The sequence below is a fragment of the Nonomuraea jiangxiensis genome, from assembly GCF_900099965.1.
Lineage (GTDB): Bacteria > Actinomycetota > Actinomycetes > Streptosporangiales > Streptosporangiaceae > Nonomuraea > Nonomuraea jiangxiensis.
In genome coordinates this window covers 82412-98097 of sequence record NZ_FNDJ01000038.1, presented here as the reverse complement: position 1 = coordinate 98097, position 15686 = coordinate 82412, and the positions used below count along the sequence as shown (strand labels likewise).

Annotated in this window: 18 protein-coding genes; 9 read left to right on the top strand and 9 right to left on the bottom strand. The window is 72.1% G+C overall.

All coding sequences use genetic code 11. The annotated features are described in order from the left end of the window. Window positions 1–1185: CHAT domain-containing protein (locus BLS95_RS48390; RefSeq protein ID WP_143044218.1), on the top strand; the 1185-nt coding region annotated here is incomplete at its 5' end. Between the two features lie 113 nt (window positions 1186–1298). Here the strand turns inward: BLS95_RS48390 and BLS95_RS48385 are convergent. The 4 genes from BLS95_RS48385 to BLS95_RS48370 all read right to left on the bottom strand — a co-directional run bounded on the left by BLS95_RS48385 (window position 1299) and on the right by BLS95_RS48370 (window position 3624). Continuing rightward, window positions 1299–1619 (bottom strand): hypothetical protein, encoded by a 321-nt coding sequence (locus tag BLS95_RS48385; RefSeq protein WP_090946377.1) that lies wholly within the window; start codon window positions 1617–1619, stop codon window positions 1299–1301. A 75-nt stretch (window positions 1620–1694) separates the two neighbouring features. Continuing rightward, a complete protein-coding gene (locus BLS95_RS48380) occupies window positions 1695–2150 on the bottom strand; it encodes a hypothetical protein (protein WP_090946376.1) in 456 nt (151 codons plus the stop codon). A 114-nt stretch (window positions 2151–2264) separates the two neighbouring features. After that, window positions 2265–2813, bottom strand: a complete 549-nt coding sequence (locus BLS95_RS48375) for a GNAT family N-acetyltransferase (protein WP_090946375.1) — start codon at window positions 2811–2813, stop codon at window positions 2265–2267. 43 nt (window positions 2814–2856) lie between these two features. Further along, the gene (locus BLS95_RS48370; RefSeq protein WP_245765733.1) at window positions 2857–3624 is read right to left on the bottom strand and encodes a sirohydrochlorin chelatase; all 768 of its coding nucleotides are present in this window, start codon (window positions 3622–3624) and stop codon (window positions 2857–2859) included. Window positions 3625–3822: 198 nt separating this feature from the next. On the opposite strand from BLS95_RS48370, the gene BLS95_RS48365 reads away from it, so the two are divergent. After that, window positions 3823–5118, top strand: coding sequence for an MFS transporter (locus BLS95_RS48365; protein WP_176993798.1), 1296 nt, complete (start codon window positions 3823–3825; stop codon window positions 5116–5118). A gap of 13 nt (window positions 5119–5131) precedes the next feature. On the opposite strand, the gene BLS95_RS48360 is transcribed toward BLS95_RS48365, so the two are convergent. After that, on the bottom strand, window positions 5132–6076 hold the full coding sequence (locus tag BLS95_RS48360; protein ID WP_090946373.1) for an SPFH domain-containing protein: 945 nt from the start codon (window positions 6074–6076) through the stop codon (window positions 5132–5134). A gap of 58 nt (window positions 6077–6134) precedes the next feature. Beyond that, on the bottom strand, window positions 6135–7460 hold the full coding sequence (locus BLS95_RS48355) for an MFS transporter (protein ID WP_176993797.1): 1326 nt from the start codon (window positions 7458–7460) through the stop codon (window positions 6135–6137). Between the two features lie 101 nt (window positions 7461–7561). On the opposite strand from BLS95_RS48355, the gene BLS95_RS48350 reads away from it, so the two are divergent. The 6 genes from BLS95_RS48350 (at window position 7562) to BLS95_RS48325 (ending at window position 10956) form a co-directional block, all read left to right on the top strand. After that, window positions 7562–8233 (top strand): GntR family transcriptional regulator, encoded by a 672-nt coding sequence (locus BLS95_RS48350; RefSeq protein ID WP_245765732.1) that lies wholly within the window; start codon window positions 7562–7564, stop codon window positions 8231–8233. 9 nt (window positions 8234–8242) lie between these two features. Continuing rightward, window positions 8243–8605, top strand: coding sequence for a DUF2203 domain-containing protein (locus BLS95_RS48345; RefSeq protein WP_090946370.1), 363 nt, complete (start codon window positions 8243–8245; stop codon window positions 8603–8605). 77 nt (window positions 8606–8682) lie between these two features. Continuing rightward, a complete protein-coding gene (locus BLS95_RS48340; RefSeq protein WP_090946369.1) occupies window positions 8683–9435 on the top strand; it encodes an SDR family NAD(P)-dependent oxidoreductase in 753 nt (250 codons plus the stop codon). A 27-nt stretch (window positions 9436–9462) separates the two neighbouring features. Next, window positions 9463–9810: an ArsR/SmtB family transcription factor gene (locus tag BLS95_RS48335; protein ID WP_090946368.1), complete on the top strand. Its 348-nt coding sequence runs from the start codon at window positions 9463–9465 to the stop codon at window positions 9808–9810. Beyond that, window positions 9803–10282, top strand: coding sequence for an SRPBCC domain-containing protein (locus tag BLS95_RS48330; protein WP_090946367.1), 480 nt, complete (start codon window positions 9803–9805; stop codon window positions 10280–10282). The genes BLS95_RS48335 and BLS95_RS48330 overlap by 8 nt, the downstream gene beginning before the upstream one ends. Window positions 10283–10410: 128 nt before the next feature. Then, window positions 10411–10956 (top strand): CGNR zinc finger domain-containing protein, encoded by a 546-nt coding sequence (locus tag BLS95_RS48325; protein WP_245765731.1) that lies wholly within the window; start codon window positions 10411–10413, stop codon window positions 10954–10956. A 6-nt stretch (window positions 10957–10962) separates the two neighbouring features. Here BLS95_RS48325 and BLS95_RS48320 read toward each other — a convergent pair whose 3' ends face one another. After that, window positions 10963–12147 carry an MFS transporter gene (locus tag BLS95_RS48320; RefSeq protein WP_218136361.1) on the bottom strand — a complete coding sequence of 395 codons (1185 nt, stop codon included), beginning with the start codon at window positions 12145–12147 and terminating at the stop codon, window positions 10963–10965. Between the two features lie 191 nt (window positions 12148–12338). Next, entirely contained in the window at window positions 12339–13106 is a 768-nt protein-coding gene (locus BLS95_RS48315; RefSeq protein WP_090946364.1) for a VOC family protein, read from the bottom strand. 172 nt (window positions 13107–13278) lie between these two features. On the opposite strand from BLS95_RS48315, the gene BLS95_RS48310 reads away from it, so the two are divergent. Then, window positions 13279–13908: an alpha-ketoglutarate-dependent dioxygenase AlkB gene (locus BLS95_RS48310; protein ID WP_090946363.1), complete on the top strand. Its 630-nt coding sequence runs from the start codon at window positions 13279–13281 to the stop codon at window positions 13906–13908. A 99-nt stretch (window positions 13909–14007) separates the two neighbouring features. On the opposite strand, the gene BLS95_RS48305 is transcribed toward BLS95_RS48310, so the two are convergent. Beyond that, window positions 14008–15063: a WD40/YVTN/BNR-like repeat-containing protein gene (locus BLS95_RS48305; protein WP_090946362.1), complete on the bottom strand. Its 1056-nt coding sequence runs from the start codon at window positions 15061–15063 to the stop codon at window positions 14008–14010. Window positions 15064–15686: the final 623 nt, after the last annotated feature.

The window sequence follows — 15686 nt, the reverse complement described above, 5'->3', positions numbered from 1 at the left end:
CCCGCTCCGGACGCCCTGCTCACCCCCGCACCCGCTCCGGACCCCCCGCTCACCCCCGCACCCGCTCCGGACGTTCTGATCACTCCCGGCACCTCACCCGCCCCGGACGCGCCGGACACCCCCACAGGCACCCCATCCCACCGGGACGAGCTGGACACCCCCACCGGTACCGGTCCCGTCGGGTTGTTGGGCTTTCACGTCGGTGCGGATGCCGTGACCGTGCTCCTCCATCGCACCGGCTGGGCCGAGCCCCGCGCCTTACCCACCTCCGTCGGTCCCGACCTGCTGGCCGAGTTCGCCGCGGCCACCACCGGACGCCGCCCGGGGCTGCTGGACCTGGAGACCCGCCGCCACCGCGTGGGCCTCTGGCGCCGCCTGGCCGACCTGCTGCTGGCGCCGGCCCTCGACGCCCTGGGCGACGACCTCTGCCGGCTCCACCTGCTGCCGCACGCGGGCCTGCACCGCCTCCCGTTGCACGCGCTGGCCCCCGGCGGCCGCCCACTCCTGGAACGCTTCCCCGTCACCTTCGCCCCGTCCGCCGCCACCCTCACCCACCTGACCAGGCGCGCCCCCGTCGAAGCCGGCCGGTCGCTGGTGCTCGGCTTCACCCCGAACCCCGGCGACCGGCCGGCATCCGAGGGCACGGTACGGGACGCCGCCGACCTGCTCGGCGCCCGGCCCCACACCGGCTCCGAAGCCACCGCCGCGCTCCTGCCCGGCTCCTGGGACGTGGTGCACCTGTCCTGCCCGGCCGCGTTCAACCCGGCGGACCCGTACGGCTCGGGCATCCGGCTCGCCGACGGCCTCCTCACCGCCAGGCAGCTCATGAGCATGACCGTGGACGCCGGACTGGTGATCCTGGCCGCCCACGAGCCCGCCTCCCCCCGGGGGAACGGCTCACCGGCGGCCGGCATCGCGGCCCTCGCCCAAGCGCTGCTCCACGCCGGTGCCAGGGCCGTACTGCTCACCCTCTGGCCGACGGTCGCCGAGCTCACCCGCGCCCTGCTACGCGACTTCCACGGCAGGCTCGCCGACGGCATGGGCCCGGCGCGGGCGCTGCGCGGCTCCGTACTGGAGTTACGCGACCTGTACGGCTCCGCCGAGCCGGAGCTGTGGGCCCCGTACGTGCTGGTCGGCCTGCCGGACCGCACGGATGGGAGAGCTCCGCGCCCACCTATGTCTTGACAGTCCCCACCACGACGCCCAGCAGCCGCTCACCGGGCTGGTACCCGCAGCGGCAAGCACGCCGGCCAGGGCCGGGCGGGCGACACCCGGGCACCCGCGTACGGTCGGCTGTCCTAAGGATCGTTGCGGCGCTCAGGCGCTCCGAGCGCCTGGTCCGGCGCCGGGCTCACCCGTGATGCCGGGACGCCCAGCCACTTGGAGTCCGGCACGAGCGTGGTCAGGACCAGGCAGCCGGCGAAGCCCACCGCCAGCCCCACCGCGTAGCCGCCGAACGCGTCTGGCAGGCCCAGCAACGCCGTCACCGCGCCCCCTCCAACGGCCGCCAGCACCGCGGTCAGCTCGGTCAGCCCCGCCGCATCCCGCCCGCGCCGCAGCGTCCCGTACGTGATCCAGCCGAGCACGAGCCCGAAGCAGACGGCGCCGACCACGGCCATGCGGGAACCTCCTCGCCGGAAGGGATCATCGTTCACGATCGCACGATGCCCGAGCCCTGGCTAGGGGCCGGAGCGCTAGAGGTAGGACTTGGCCGCCGTCACCAGCTCGGCCTGCGCGTCGCGCGTGCCGACGTAGAGGGCCGCGTCGGGGGTGCGCTCGCGCACGTCCTGGTCGCGGATCGCGAACACGGCCGGGGGCACCCCCACGTCGCCGTAACGCCCGGTGACGGCCGCGCCGATCGCCCGGCGCACGTCGCCCACCACCTCCCGCGAGGTGTGCCCGAGCCCCGCCGCGGCGAGGTAGCCCAGCATCCCGGCGAAGCGCGGCTCCAGCTCGGCCGCGGGACGCTGCGCGGGCAGCACCGGCCGGTCCAGCCAGAACACCTTGCCCGCCAGGAAACCCGCGTAGCCGGCGCCGTCGTGGCCGAGCTCGCGCGCCGTCTCGGCGAGCAACTCCCCGAACTCGCCCAGCTCCGCCTCGGGCGGCAGGTCCGTGGTGACGAACAGCGGCACGATCAGCGCGTCGAGCATGATGACATCCCTCCGTGAGGAGGCTCATCGTAGGACCCGCCACCGACAATCTTCACGCCCGCCACTCCGGCCCCCCGCTCCTGGCCGATCCCGGCGGCGAACCTTCTGGCGCGGTCAGCGGTCGGTCCACTCGCCTTCGAGGGCTGAGTGGACGATCGAGTCGCGCCACCCGTGCGGCGTGTGTACGTGGTGCCGGATGCGTCCCTCCTCCACCATGCCCGCCGTCAGCATCGCGAGCTGGGCGGGCAGGTTGGCGGGGGAGCGGGCGCCCCAGATCCGGTGCAGCCCGAGGTCCTTGAACCCGAACGCCAGCAGCAGCCGTACGAGATCCGTGCCGATGCCGCGCCCCCAGTGGTCGGGATGCAGGCCGAACCCGATCTCGGCGCTGTGCGGATGCCGCTCGGAGATGTACAGCCGGGCCACTCCGATCACGGCGCGGCTCGCGGCGTCCACCACGGCCAGCACGTAGAGGCGGCGCGGCTCCGCGGCGGCCGCCTCCATGGCCTGGCGGGTGAGGCCGGCCACCTCCGCCAGGCTGCGCGGCTGGAACGGCATGTACTGGGTCGCCACCGAATCCCCGTAGATGGCGTGAAGGGCGGTCACGTCGGCCTCCGCGATCTCACGGAGGCCGAGCCGCTCGCCCTGGCAGGCCACGTGCCGCATGCGCAGAACGTAACGCGACTTCAGGGATCTTCACAAGCCTTTGTCAAGTCGCGAGTTGACTGCCGTAAGCTCTGGCGACAAGTTCGGCGACAGCGCTGTGCGAGCCGAGCGGCAGCGCGTATCCGGCCTCGATCGAGGTGGCGGCCTGCTCGACGATCGACGGCGGGGCCTCGTGGCCGATCAGGCAGGGCGCGACGGCCAGCCGCTGTGCGCCCGCCGCGCGCAGCCGCTGCGCCGCGACGCCGACCCCGGGCTCGCTGTCGAGGGAGGCGGCGACCACCGGCAGCGTGAGCCTGGAGGCCAGGAGCACCGCGGTGGCCTGGACGGCGTGCACGGCGCGCTCGCCGCCCACGGTGCCCAGGATGACGGCGTCGACGGGGCTGGAGACGTTCAGCAGGCGTACCCGGTCTGCCCTGGCCAGCCCGCGCTCCGCCAGCCTGATGTGCAGCGCCTCGGCCAGCAGCGGGTGCGGTCCCAGCGCCTCGGTGGCGACGGCGCCGGAGCCGCTGGCCGCGATGGCCTTGCCGATCTCCGCGAGGACGACCGGATCGTCCCAGGTGAGCAGGGGAACGACCACGGAGTCACGACCGGACGGCAGGGAGTCGGCCAGGTCGGCGAGGCTCGTCAGGCGTACCTCGATCTGCGGGTTGTCGACGCGTACCACGGCCGCGATCTCCTCGGCCACTCCGGTGGTGTCGCCGGGAGTGGCGAGCACGAGGAGTGGGGCGTCCGGCGGCAGGGACGCGGGCACGGGACGGCGGTGGCGACCGCCGCCCGGCCGCGGGGAACGTTCACGTACAGGCAGGCTCACAGGCGCGCAGTTTATGCGTATTCGGAGGTGGTTGTTCGGTGAATCGATGGCGATTGCGTCACAACCGGGCCCCCTGTGATCGAGATGACCTTGTTATCCCGTTATACGTTGACTTATCCGTACAAAACGGAGAACTTGGAGCAACTAGAAACGCGTTCTAGAGCGACAGTTTGCAGGACCGTCCCCCGGAGGATGGGAATGAAGCCGTTCTATGTCCGCGAGCTGAGTGTCTATCCGGTCGGCAGCCGCCGGATCTTCCTGCTGGCCATCGCCGTCCTGGCGAGCCTGGTGGCCAACTTCGAGACCACGCTGGCCACCATCCTGCCCCTCCTCATGGACGACCTCAGCATGTCGCTCACCGTCTACGGCCAGCTCGCCGCGCTGTCGGTGCTGGTGGGCGGGCTCTCGGCCGGGTTCGGCGGCATCCTGTCCGACCGGTGGGGGCGGGTCACCATCCTGGTGCCGACCCTGACCATCACGGCGGCCTGCAACTTCCTGCTCGCCACCGTGGACAGCGTGGCGGAGCTGTTCTGGATCCGGTGCCTGATGCTGTTCATCGAAGGGGCGGGCATCACGATCACCGCCTCGCTGGTACGGGACTTCTCGCCGCGCATGGGGCGGGCGCAGGCGTTCGCCTTCTGGACCTGGGGGCCGGTCGGGGCGTCGTTCCTGGCCTCCTTCATCGCGGGGTTCACGCTGCCGCTGTTCGGCTACGCGTGGCAGTCGCAGGCGATCATCATGGGCGTGGTGTCGCTCGCGATGTGCGCGGTCATCGTCTGGAAGATCGCCGAGCCCTCGGCGGCGCTGCGGGCCCAGGTGCTCCAGGCCGAGCAGGCCGTGACGGCCGTGGGGCGGCCCGCGCACGGCCAGGTGCGGGAGCTGTTCCGGCATCCGCACCTGTGGGCGCACGTCTTCGGCAACACCGCTTGGCAGGTGCTCTACTGGACGTTCGCGATCTTCGGGCAGACCATCCTGTCCGACGGCTTCGGCATGGACGCGGCCGTCGCGAACCAGGTGGTGGCGCTGGGCATCGTGCTCAACGCCCTGGCCGTGGTGGTGGTCGGCCGCCTGTCCGACCGCCTGCAGCTGCGCAAGCCGTTCATCGCCGCAGGGACGGTGCTGACCGCGGTGACGCTGGCCCACTTCATCTCCCTGGTCGGCCCCGAGGTCTCCACCATGCGGGTCACGGTCGTGTACGCGCTGCTCTTCCTGTTCATGGGCGTCGCGTACGTGCCCTGGATGGCGAGCTTCTCCGAGGACGCCGAGGACGTCGAATCCCGGCTGCAGGGCTCCGCGCTGGGCATCTGGGGCATGGTCGTCCGCGTCATGATCGTGGTGCTGCTGCTGGTCTCACCGCCGGTCGTGGAGGCCGGTGGATGGGGGGCCTGGCTGACCGTGGCACTGGCCGGCCAGGTCGTGTTCCTCCTGTCCATGATCGCCTTCAGGGGCCGGTGGCGCACCCGGAAGGCCGAGCCCCCGAAGGTCCCGGCCTAGCGGCGTCACGGGCTCAGCGGGACGGCACGACGACCGACTGCGGATTCCCCGGGGCGTACACGGTGATGCCCTGGGGCAGCGACTTCAGCTTCTCGATCTCGGCACAGGCGGGGCACTTGTCGTAGCCGTCCTGCCTGGCCTGATCGGCCTCCGCCTCCGCCCTGGCCTGGGAGACCTTCGCCTGGGCCTCGGCCACGGCCGCGGCGGCGGCCAGCGACCGGTTGACCGCCTGCTGCACGTCGCCCGGCAACGTCACCTTGACCAGCGTGAACCGCAGCCCGGTGAAGAAGTCCCCGCCCAGCGTCGCGGGCAGGTCGCGGGCCAGCGCGCCGTTGACCGCGTCCTGGACCCTGGCGATGGTGGCGTTGCTGTCCTGCGGCTTGAGGTCGGTGGCCGCCCCGGGGCTCTGCAGCAGCGAGCACGAGGGGACCAGCTCGGCGCAGCGCATGGCGCCGAGCCGGCTGCGCAGGGCGTTGTCGATCACCGGCCGGACCGCCTGGCCGAAGAACGCCGTCCAGCCGTCGTCGCCGTCCCACGCGTAGAGCGAGCGGTCGTCCTGGGCGCGGAAGGTACGGGTGCCGTACATGTCGTCGAACTTCTTCAGCGTCTCGTGGTCGAGGTTGAGCGTGAAGTACAGGGTGCCCTCGATGCCGAGGTTCACCCCGTCGCTGCTCGGCACCGTGACCACGTCCACCCCCAGCGTGGTGGCCCGCTTGGCGTCGGCGGTGATCGTGTAGAAGCGCTGCTGCGCCGGGTAGAGATGGGTGGCGGACCACATGCCGGTCCAGGTCAGGCCCGAGCCCGGATCGATCACCTGGCGCACCTTGTTGTCGTCGAGCGGCCCGCCGTCGCGGATGACGGCCACCTCGCCGCCGCTCGTGCTCTCCATGCCTCCCAGGGCCCCGATGAGCACGGGGATCGCGATCAGGGCGGCGACGACGATGAGGGCGGTTCTCATGCGTACCCCTTTCGCACGGGCGGCGTTGGCAGCCGCCGCCCGCGGCTTTCGCGGCGTCTCAGGCGAACGGCCCCACCGGGCCGGGCTGCTTGCTCGCGGGCGCGGTCTCGGTCAGGTCGAGGTCGCGGGTCTCGGGGGCGATGGCCAGGCCCACGGCCGTGATCGCGAGGGCGATGACCACGTAGACCGATACCGCCACCGTGCTCTGGTAGGTCTGGAAGAGCTGGACCGCGATGATGGGCGCCAGCGCGCCGCCCACGATGCCGGCCACCTGATAGCCCATCGAGGCGCCGCTGTAGCGCAGCCGGGTGCTGAACAGCTCGGCGATGAACGCCGCCTGCGGCCCGTACATCAGGGCGTGCGTGATCAACGCGACCACGGCGGCCAGCGCGATCAGCGGGAACGACTTGGTGTCGAGCAGCGGGAAGAACGCGAACACCCAGACCGCCGCGGCCACCACGCCGGCGAAGTAGACCGGCCGCCGGCCGATCCGGTCCGACAGCGAGCCGAACAGCGGGATCAGCACCAGCTGCAGCGCCGAGCCGATCAGCACCGCGTTCAGCGCCACCGAGCGGTCCAGCTTCAGCTGCCCGGTGATGTAGACGATGATGTACGCGGTGAAGGTGTAGAAGGCCACGTCCACCCCGATGCGCGCGGTGAAGGCGGACAACAGCGCCCGCGGGTGCGTGCGCAGCACCTCCAGCAGCGGCAACCGCGACTTGCCGCCCTGCTGCTCGACCTCGGCGAAGAGCGGCGACTCCGAGACCTTCAGCCGCACCCACAGGCCCACGAACACCAGCGCGCCCGACAGCAGGAACGGCACCCGCCAGCCCCACGACAGGAACGCCTCGTCGGACTGCACGAGCGACAGGATGGTGAGCAGGCCCGTGGCCAGGACGTAGCCCGCGGGCACGCCCACCTGCGGCCAGCTGGCGTTGAAGCCGCGCCGGCGGCCGTCGCCGTGCTCCAGCGACATGATCACCGCGCCGCCCCACTCGCCGCCGAGCCCCAGGCCCTGGACGAACCTGAGCAACGCCAGCAGAATCGGCGCGGCCACGCCCACGCTCGCGTAGCCGGGCAAGACGCCGATGAGGAACGTCGAGATGCCCATGACCAGGAGTGTCACCACGAGCACGGTCTTGCGGCCGGCCCGGTCGCCGAAGTGGCCGAACACGATGCCGCCGAGCGGCCTGGCGACGAAGGCCACGGCATTGGTGGTCAGCGACGCCAGCGTGGCGTTGAACGGGTCCAGAGAGGGGAAGAAGAGCTGGGGGAAGACCAGAGTGGCAGCCGTGGTGTACAAGAAGAAGTCGTACCACTCCAGCGACGTGCCTATCAGGCTGGCGAGGATCACTCGCCGGGTCTGTTGCGTGGAGCCTGACATGTCGATTGCTCCTTGAGTTGAGGGGGTTCCTCTCAACGTAAGGATCGTTGAACAATTCGACAAGAGGTTTGCTCCATGATTCCCTGTTAAATGTGGATAACGTGGCAGCCGATCTCTCCCAGGACCGGCCTCGGCTGGGCCGCAGCAGCACGGCGGAGCGCGTGGCCGACATCCTGCGCGACCGTATCAGCGCGGGGTTCTTCCAGCCCGGTCAGCGGTTGTCGGAGGAGACGATCTCCGAAGGGCTCGGCGTGTCGCGCAACACGCTGCGCGAGGCGTTCCGGCTGCTCGGCCACGAGCGGCTGCTGGACCACAAGCTCAACCGGGGCGTCTTCGTCCGCCTGCCGTCCGCCGAGGACGTGGCCGACCTCTACCGGGTGCGGCGCGTGCTCGAAGGGGCGGCGGTCCGCCGCAAGCCGGACAAGCAGGCCCTGAAGGGGCTCAAGGAGGCCGTGCTCGACGCCGAGCGGGCCGCGGCACAGGACGACTGGCAGGGGGTCGGCACCGCCAACATCCGCTTCCACCAGGCGCTCGTCTCGCTGAACGACAGCCCCAGGATCGACGAGTCCATGCGCCAGCTGCTGGCCGAGCTCCGCCTGGTCTTCCACGTGATGGAAAATCCGCGTGCCTTCCACGAGCCGTTCGTCGACCGCAACCGCACGCTGCTGGGGCTGATCGAGGCCGGGGAGCCGGAGCAGGCCGCCGCCTACCTGGATGACTACCTCGACCACGCCGAACGGCTTCTCATCCACGCGTACGAGCCGAACCGCTAACGTTTGGGCATGGACCGGATCTTCACCCTCGACGAGGCGCGCTCGCTCCTGCCCGGCATCATGGAGGAGGCCCGCGAGGTGATCGCGGCCCGGGCCGACCTCACCGAGATCGCCTTCGACCGGGAGACCAGAGGCGCCTCCGAGCTGGGCGGCATCCCCGAGCTCAAGGCGCACGAGGCCCGCATCCAGGAGATCCTCGGCGCGTGGACCGAGCGGGGGATCGAGGTCAAGGGCCTCGCGCCGGTGCTGATCGACTTCCCCGCCGAGCTCCAGGGGCAGTCCGTACGGTTGTGCTGGATCGAGGGCGAGCCGGCACTCGGCTGGTACCACCGCACGGAGCTGGGCTTCGCCGGCCGCCGCCGCCTGCCCTGATTTCCTCCTGCTCTTGACTTGGCCGACGCATGGCCTATATTCAACCTATCAGTTGATAAACCGAGAGGTTGAATACAATGCTCCTCCAGGACAAGGTGGCCATCGTCTACGGCGCGGGCGGTCCGATCGGCGGCGCGGCGGCGCGGGCCTTCGCCCGCGAGGGCGCCCGGGTCTTCCTGACCGGCCGCACCCCCGCCACCCTCGACAAGGTCGCCGACGAGATCCGCGCGGCCGGCGGCACGGCGGACACCGCGCGGGTGGACGCGCTCGACGAGCAGGCCGTCGACGCCTTCGCCGACTCGGTGGCCGAGCGGGCGGGCGGCATCGACATCTCGTTCAACGCCATCGCGGTCCAGGACGTGCAGAAGCCGCTGGCCGAGATCTCCCCCGAGGAGTTCGTCCAGCCGATCGCGGTGGCCGCGCGCACGCAGTTCCTGACCATCAGGGCGGCGGTCAGGCACATGATCCCGCGTGGGTCCGGGGTGATCCTCATGTTCGGCGGCGGCGGTCCCCAGACCCTGCCCGGCCTCGGCGGCTTCAAGGTCGCGCTCGACGCCATGGAGGGCATCCGGCGGCAGTGGGCGTGCGAGTTCGGCGCGCACGGCATCCGCGTCGTCACCATGATCAGCGGCGGGGTGCCGGAGAGCATGCCGGACAGCTTCGGCCCCAAGGAGGAGATCGCCGCGGGGCTGCGCGAGTCGACCCTGCTGGGCCGGACGGCGACGCTGGCCGACGTGGGGGACGTGGCCGCGTTCGTGGCCTCCGACCGGGCCAGGACCATGACCTCCGCGACCGTCAACATCTCCTGTGGTGCGATCGTGGATCATTGACCGACCACCGAGAGAAAGCCGGCCCGGATGCCCGACGACCAGCTCAGCCTCACCTTCGCCGCACTGGCGGACCCGACGCGGCGGGCCATCCTGGCCCGGCTGGCCGCCGGCGAGGCCACGGTCAACGAACTGGCCGAGCCGTTCGACATGAGCCTCCAGGCAGTGTCCAAGCATCTCAAGGTGCTGGAACGGGCCGGGCTCATCAGCAGGGGCCGCGACGCGCAGTGGCGGCCGTGCCGCCTGGAGACGGCCCCGCTGGAGACCGCGTCGGAATGGATCGACCGCTATCGTGAGCGCTGGACGGACCGGTTCGACCGCCTCGACGAGGAGATCAGGAAGCTCCGGCGCACGCAGGAGGAACACGACCATGGGTGACACCGAATTCATCATCGAACCGGGCAGGCAGGACGTCGTCATGATCCGGACGTTCGACGCGCCCCGGGAGGTGGTGTTCCAGGTGGTGACGGACCCGGAGCTCATCCCGCGCTGGTGGGGGCCGCACGTCCTCGCCACCAGGGTCGATCGCATGGAGGTCAGGCCGGGCGGCCAGTGGCGCTACGCCAACATCGACTCCGACGGCGGGGAACACTTCTTCCGGGGCGTCTACCACGACATCGTCGCGCCGGAGCGGTACGTCCGCACCTGGCAGTTCGAGGGCACGCCCGAGGACGTGGCGCTGGAGACGGTCACCCTGGAGGCGGTGGACGGCGGCACCCGCTACGTGGCCCAGTCCGTGCACCGGTCGGTGGAGGCGCGCGACGCCATCATCAGGGCCGACGGCCCGAGGGGCGGCCGCGAGTCCATGGACCGCCTCGCCGAGCTCCTGGCCTCCCACCCGAACCCCTGATCCCGGCCGCGCGTCCTGCCGGGCCCCGGGCCCCGGGCCCCGGTAGCGGCCCGGCAGCGGTGGCCGGTGGTATGCCGGACTGCGGAAGTCGGCGTCGCGGCTCCCGCGTCCGGGCATACGCTTCTCGCGTGGAGGCTCACTCGACCAAGGCGATGGCGGCCAGGGCGGTCGCCCTGTGCGTGGTGCTGCTGCACGAGCAGCCGTCGATCGAGTCGGTGACGCGTGTCCTGCGCGAGCACGGCGAGGTCGGAAAGATCGAGCTCGGCGCGGCGGACGTGACCGCCATGCGGGCGGCGGCGGCGCGGCTGCGCGAGGTGCTCGGCGCGGCGACCCCCGACGAAGCCGCGGCCCTGCTCAACCAGTTGCTCTCCGGCACGGCCAAGGCACCCAGACTGACCAGCCACGAGGGCACGACGAGCTGGCACCTGCACGTCGACAGCGGGGACGACGCGCCGTGGGGCGAGTGGTTCCTGGTGTCGTCGGCGCTGGCGCTGGCCGTGCTGCTCGCCGACTATCAGCGGGTCCCCGGCGGGTTGTGCGCCTCGGGGAGTTGCGGGCGGCCATACCTGGACTTCGGCGGCGGCAGCCCGCGCCGCTACTGCAGCACGCGCTGCGCCACCCGCGAACGCGTCGCCGCCCACCGCTCACGCACCTCCTCCGGCCTGGCGGGCTGACCACGCTCATCGCCGCCACGGCGCCAGCACCGCCAGCGCCGCGGCCTGCAGTGCCGCGCCGGCCAGCAGGGCCCACCCGGCCGAGTACGCCGCCAGCGGACCGCTCACCGCGGACCCGAGGGCGAACGAGGTGATCTTCAGGCTGGCTCCCGTGGTGAACACCTGGCTGCGAAGGCGGGCGGGCGCTTCGCGGTGGCGTACCGCGAACAGGGCAGTGAGCTGCGGCCCCTCGCCGGCCCCCGCCACGGCGGCCGCGACCACGGCGATCCAGAAGCTCCCCGCGAGGGCCGCCAGCGCCATCCCCACCCCGAGCACCGCCGTCGCCCACCCGAGCACCACGTCCCAGGGCCGGTCCCGCCGTGCCATCAGCGCGTTGGCCGCCAGGCCGCACGCGGCGGTGACGGCCAGGAGCAGCGCGCCGTGGCCGGCCTCGCCGGTGAGCTCGGCGGCGAGGACGGGCGCCGACACGACCAGCATGGCCAGCCCGCAACACGACACCATGGACCCGGCCGTCGCCCGCCGCAACGCCCGATTCCGCACAATCGCCCCGAACCCCTCGGCCAACTCCCCCCGGATGGACGTCCCGCGACCACCGCTGTCGAGCACGGATGCGCCAAGCCGAGGGGTGCCACGCTCGGGGCGTTCGTGTGCGGGCAGGGTCCAGGCGATCGGCAGGGCGGCGGTCAGCAGCGCGACGCACACCAGCGTCGCCGTCATGCCGCCGCTCATGGCCGCGACCACGCCCACCACGGCGGGACCGGCCAGCCCCGCCACGTTGTAGCTCATCGAGTCGAGCGCGTTGGCCCTGGCCAGCCGCTCGGGACCACCGGCGGCCAGGGGCAGTTGCGCGGTCCAGCCCCCGGTGAGCGCGGGACCCAGCAGGCCCGTCGCGACGGCCACCGCGATCACGGCCCCCGCGGGCACCCTCCCCAGCGCGTGGACGACCAGGAGCAGCCCGCCCGCGTAGCCGGCCAGGCACCAGGCGAGGGCCCGCCCCGGCCGCCGGACGCGGTCCAGCAGCACCCCGAGCAGCGGCCCGCCGACGGCGGCCGAGACGGTCAGGCCGGCCAGCAGCCACGACGCCGTCACAGGGGACCCGGTGACGGCCAGCCCGGTCACCAGGAGGGCGGGACCGGACATCTCGTCGCCGGTACGGGCGGCGACGGCGCCCACCATGTAACGGGATAACACCACTGAGACGTTACAGGAGAACGCGGCCCGATGTTAGGGGCCCTCGGCCGGGGGAATGAGGAACTCGCAGGTAGCCCCTGAGCTGGGAAAGCGCTCTGGGCTCGGGATGACGGTCGGTCTGTGCGGACTGCGTGCCGCGCAGGCCGACCGTCTTCCGTTCGCACGGGACGAGCCCGTACGAGAACGTCGCCCTAGGTCGAGCTGGTGAGGACCGCGAACCGGGCGCCGAAGGGGTCGACGAGGACGCCCATGCGGCCGACCTCTTCCACCGCCATCGCCGGAGACTGCACGGTGCCGCCGAGACGTTGCGCCTGGGTCATCGTGGCGTCGCAGTCGGACACCTCGAAGTACGGCAGCCAGTGTGCGCCGTCCCCGGTCTCGGCCTGGCAGATCCCGCCCATGGCCGACGACTCGCCGCCCTCGGCGGGAGAGATGACGGGGTAGGGCATGTCACCCATCGGCATCTCCTCGACACGCCAGCCGAAGACCGCTCCGTAGAAGGAGCGGATGCCGGCGGGGTCGGGGGAGTAGAGCTCGACCCAGCTCAGCGAGCCCGGGTCCGTGACCAGGCCGAGCCCTTGGGTCGCCCCCGGCTGCCACACCGCGAACATGGCCCCTGCCGGATCGGCGAACATGGCCATCCGGCCCTGCCCCACGATGTCGAACGGCGCCGCCAGGACCTTGCCGCCCGCCTGCTCGATCGTCTTGGTGATGGCGTCGGCGTCGGGCGTGTGGAAGTAGATCGTCCAGGGCCGGGCCGGGTTGTTCCCGGTGGCCTTGCCGATGCCGGCGACCGTTCTCCCGCCGACCTGGCAGAAGCGGTAGTCGTTGTTCGCGGGGCCCAGCGAGACGGACTCCCACCCGAACAGCCCGGTGTAGAACGCGGTGGAGGCCGCCACATCAGGGCTGTTGACGTCCAGCCAGCAGGGTGTGCCCGGAAGGTAATCGGTGGTGAGCATGCATGTGCTCCTTCGTGTGACGAAGCGGGGGGTGGCCTCTTCGCCTCGCGGCGCGGTCTGAGAGGCGACGCCACTCGTTTCCGGCGACTGCAAGCCTGGCACGACCCGCGTGCGGAATGCGACCCCCAATGCAGTCGAATATCTGTTTGAACTATGGCATAGACTCGATGCCATGGGACCGATTTTCCAAGCATCTCTGCTCGATCTTGACGAAGAGCTCAGGGTCGGCCCACTCGGTGCCACGGTCCGTAGGACGAAGCTCAGTCGTGGCGCGTGGTTCGACCTGCGCCCCGGCTGGCTGACGGGTGCCGACCAGCTCTACGAGCGGCTGGCGGAGTCGGTCCCCTGGCAGGCGGAGCGCCGGCGGATGTACGACCGGGTGGTCGACGTCCCCCGGCTCCTGAAGTTCTACGACGAGGACGACCCCCTGCCCCATCCGATCCTCGAAGAGGCCAGGCGCGCCCTCAACGCCCACTACGAGGAGGAGCTGGGCGAGCCGTTCCGCACGGCCGGCCTCTGCTTCTACCGCGACGGCCGCGACAGCGTGGCCTGGCACGGCGACACGATCGGCCGGGGCGGCACGGAGGACACCATGGTCGCCATCATCTCCGTCGGCTGCCCGCGCCCCCTCCTCCTGAGACCCCGCGGTGGCGGCCACTCGCTCCGCCACGAGCTGGGCCACGGCGACCTGATCGTGATGGGCGGAAGCTGCCAGCGCACCTGGGAGCACGCCATCCCGAAGACCTCCCGCCCGACGGGCCCCCGCATCAGCATCCAGTTCCGCCCCCGCGGCGTCCGCTGACCGCGCACCCGCCCACGAGGGTGATCGTGCACCGTGCGGGAAGACGGCGGCGCGGCGTCAGCCGGGACCGTCACATGTGCGGCCGGATTACCTGCCGGATCACCTGATGGTCAGCCTGGCGACGCGGCCCTGCTCGCCCGACGCCCAGCACGACCGGTCCGGCGCGCACGACACCGTGTCGAACGAGCCGCCGTCGAACGTCTCCCAGGTCCTCCCGCCCGAGTACGTCACATCGCTCCCGGACGGCCCCACCGCCACGGCCGCGAACGGCAGGTACGGCAGCCAGGTCACCCCCGACCGGTACGCGGGAGGCGGCGTGGCGGCGGCGGCCCAGGAGGCCCCGCCGTTCCTGGTCACCGCCCCGGCGACGGGTGACTGCTGCTCGGGCCGGTAGTCGCCGCCGACCGCGATGCCCCGGTGCCGGTCGCGGAAGGCCAGCGCGAAGACGCCCCGGGCCGGGTCGCCGGCGGGGATCGGCGTGTCGGCCACGGTCCACGTACGCCCGCGATCGCCCGAGTGGAACACCCGGGACCGCTCGGCCCCGCCGGCGGCCAGCCACACGTCCTGCCCGCCCGCCGTGACCAGGCACTGCCCGCTCGCCGCGAACCCGGCCTCGCCCGGCAGGGCCTGCGGCATGCCGGCGGACGGCAGCACCCGCCAGCTCCGCCCGCCGTCCTCCGTCGCCAGGATGCGGAATTTGCCGTCCACGGGGTCGCTCATGGCCAGCCCGTGCCGGGGGTCGAAGAAGGCCATGCAGTCGTAGAACGCCCGCGGCTCGTCGTTCCTGAACGTCTCCGTCCACGTACGCCCGCCGTCGCTGGTCCGGTAGACGCGGGAGTCCGTACCCGCGCCGATGGACAGTGCCACGGCCCGGCGCGAGTCGAACGCCTCGATGTCGCGGAACTCGAGCGCGGTCGTGCCGGGCGGGGACACGTTCTGCCAGGTACGCCCGCCGTCCACGGTCCGTAGCACTGTGCCCGCCGAGCCCGAGGCCCACACGACGTCGCGGCTCACCGGCGACAGGCCGCGCAGGCGCGCCGTCACCCCGGTCGGCTTGAGGTTCCAGCCGAGCGTGTGCGGGGCGGCGTGGGCGGGAAGCGGCGCACCGAGCACGACGGCCGCTGACAGCGCACTCAACGCGATTCGAAGCCTCATGTCGGGCAAACTAACCCAAAGGATCAACACCGTCCATGGCCTCTGGTCCCCGGCCGCATCCACGGCTGTCGAACGGCGCACGTCCGGGTTTCACACCATCAGGCGCCACATTGGCCGGGCTCACCCCCGCCGAGCACCGCACGCCCGGCGTCAGTCCGCCTCCTGCGCCCGGGATGGGGCCGTGCGTCAACTGGCGAGCGATCTCCCACGCCCCCGGACTCCTGCGCCCGGGTGGGGGCTGGGTCCGTTGTCACCATCTGCGCGCCGCTGGCCAGCGGACGCCTGCGCCCGGTGGGGGCTGGTGGTGTGCGGCCGGATGGGGCGAGGTGCCCCGTCCGGCTGGGGTGTGGTGATGCGGCCAAGCGGGGGCCGTGGGGTGGTCCTGCGGGTGGTCGGGTCGCGCGGACCCTGGGGCCGTCTGGACGGGTGGGGTCATGTGGGCGATGGGCCGTGGACCGGGTGGGCGTTGGGCCTGTGGGCGGTGGGGCCGTGCGTGGGGATGTGGGCGTGTGGGGCCTTTGGGAGTGGTGCCGGTGGGGCAATGCAGGCCGTGGGCTATGCGGGCGGTGGGGTCGTGGGGAGGGGCGGGGTCGGGGGGTGGGTGGGTGGTCCCGCTTGGTCGG

What these genes read in the sequence shown, in the direction of transcription:
- BLS95_RS48385 (WP_090946377.1), bottom strand. Translation starts at nt 1,619, where the DNA reads ATGGCCGTGGTCGGCGCCGTCTGCTTCGGGCTCGTGCTCGGCTGGATC.
- BLS95_RS48380 (WP_090946376.1), bottom strand. Translation starts at nt 2,150, where the DNA reads ATGCTCGACGCGCTGATCGTGCCGCTGTTCGTCACCACGGACCTGCCG.
- BLS95_RS48375 (WP_090946375.1), bottom strand. Translation starts at nt 2,813, where the DNA reads ATGCGGCACGTGGCCTGCCAGGGCGAGCGGCTCGGCCTCCGTGAGATC.
- BLS95_RS48365 (WP_176993798.1), top strand. Translation starts at nt 3,823, where the DNA reads ATGAAGCCGTTCTATGTCCGCGAGCTGAGTGTCTATCCGGTCGGCAGC.
- BLS95_RS48360 (WP_090946373.1), bottom strand. Translation starts at nt 6,076, where the DNA reads ATGAGAACCGCCCTCATCGTCGTCGCCGCCCTGATCGCGATCCCCGTG.
- BLS95_RS48355 (WP_176993797.1), bottom strand. Translation starts at nt 7,460, where the DNA reads ATGTCAGGCTCCACGCAACAGACCCGGCGAGTGATCCTCGCCAGCCTG.
- BLS95_RS48345 (WP_090946370.1), top strand. Translation starts at nt 8,243, where the DNA reads ATGGACCGGATCTTCACCCTCGACGAGGCGCGCTCGCTCCTGCCCGGC.
- BLS95_RS48340 (WP_090946369.1), top strand. Translation starts at nt 8,683, where the DNA reads ATGCTCCTCCAGGACAAGGTGGCCATCGTCTACGGCGCGGGCGGTCCG.
- BLS95_RS48335 (WP_090946368.1), top strand. Translation starts at nt 9,463, where the DNA reads ATGCCCGACGACCAGCTCAGCCTCACCTTCGCCGCACTGGCGGACCCG.
- BLS95_RS48330 (WP_090946367.1), top strand. Translation starts at nt 9,803, where the DNA reads ATGGGTGACACCGAATTCATCATCGAACCGGGCAGGCAGGACGTCGTC.
- BLS95_RS48315 (WP_090946364.1), bottom strand. Translation starts at nt 13,106, where the DNA reads ATGCTCACCACCGATTACCTTCCGGGCACACCCTGCTGGCTGGACGTC.
- BLS95_RS48310 (WP_090946363.1), top strand. Translation starts at nt 13,279, where the DNA reads ATGGGACCGATTTTCCAAGCATCTCTGCTCGATCTTGACGAAGAGCTC.
- BLS95_RS48305 (WP_090946362.1), bottom strand. Translation starts at nt 15,063, where the DNA reads ATGAGGCTTCGAATCGCGTTGAGTGCGCTGTCAGCGGCCGTCGTGCTC.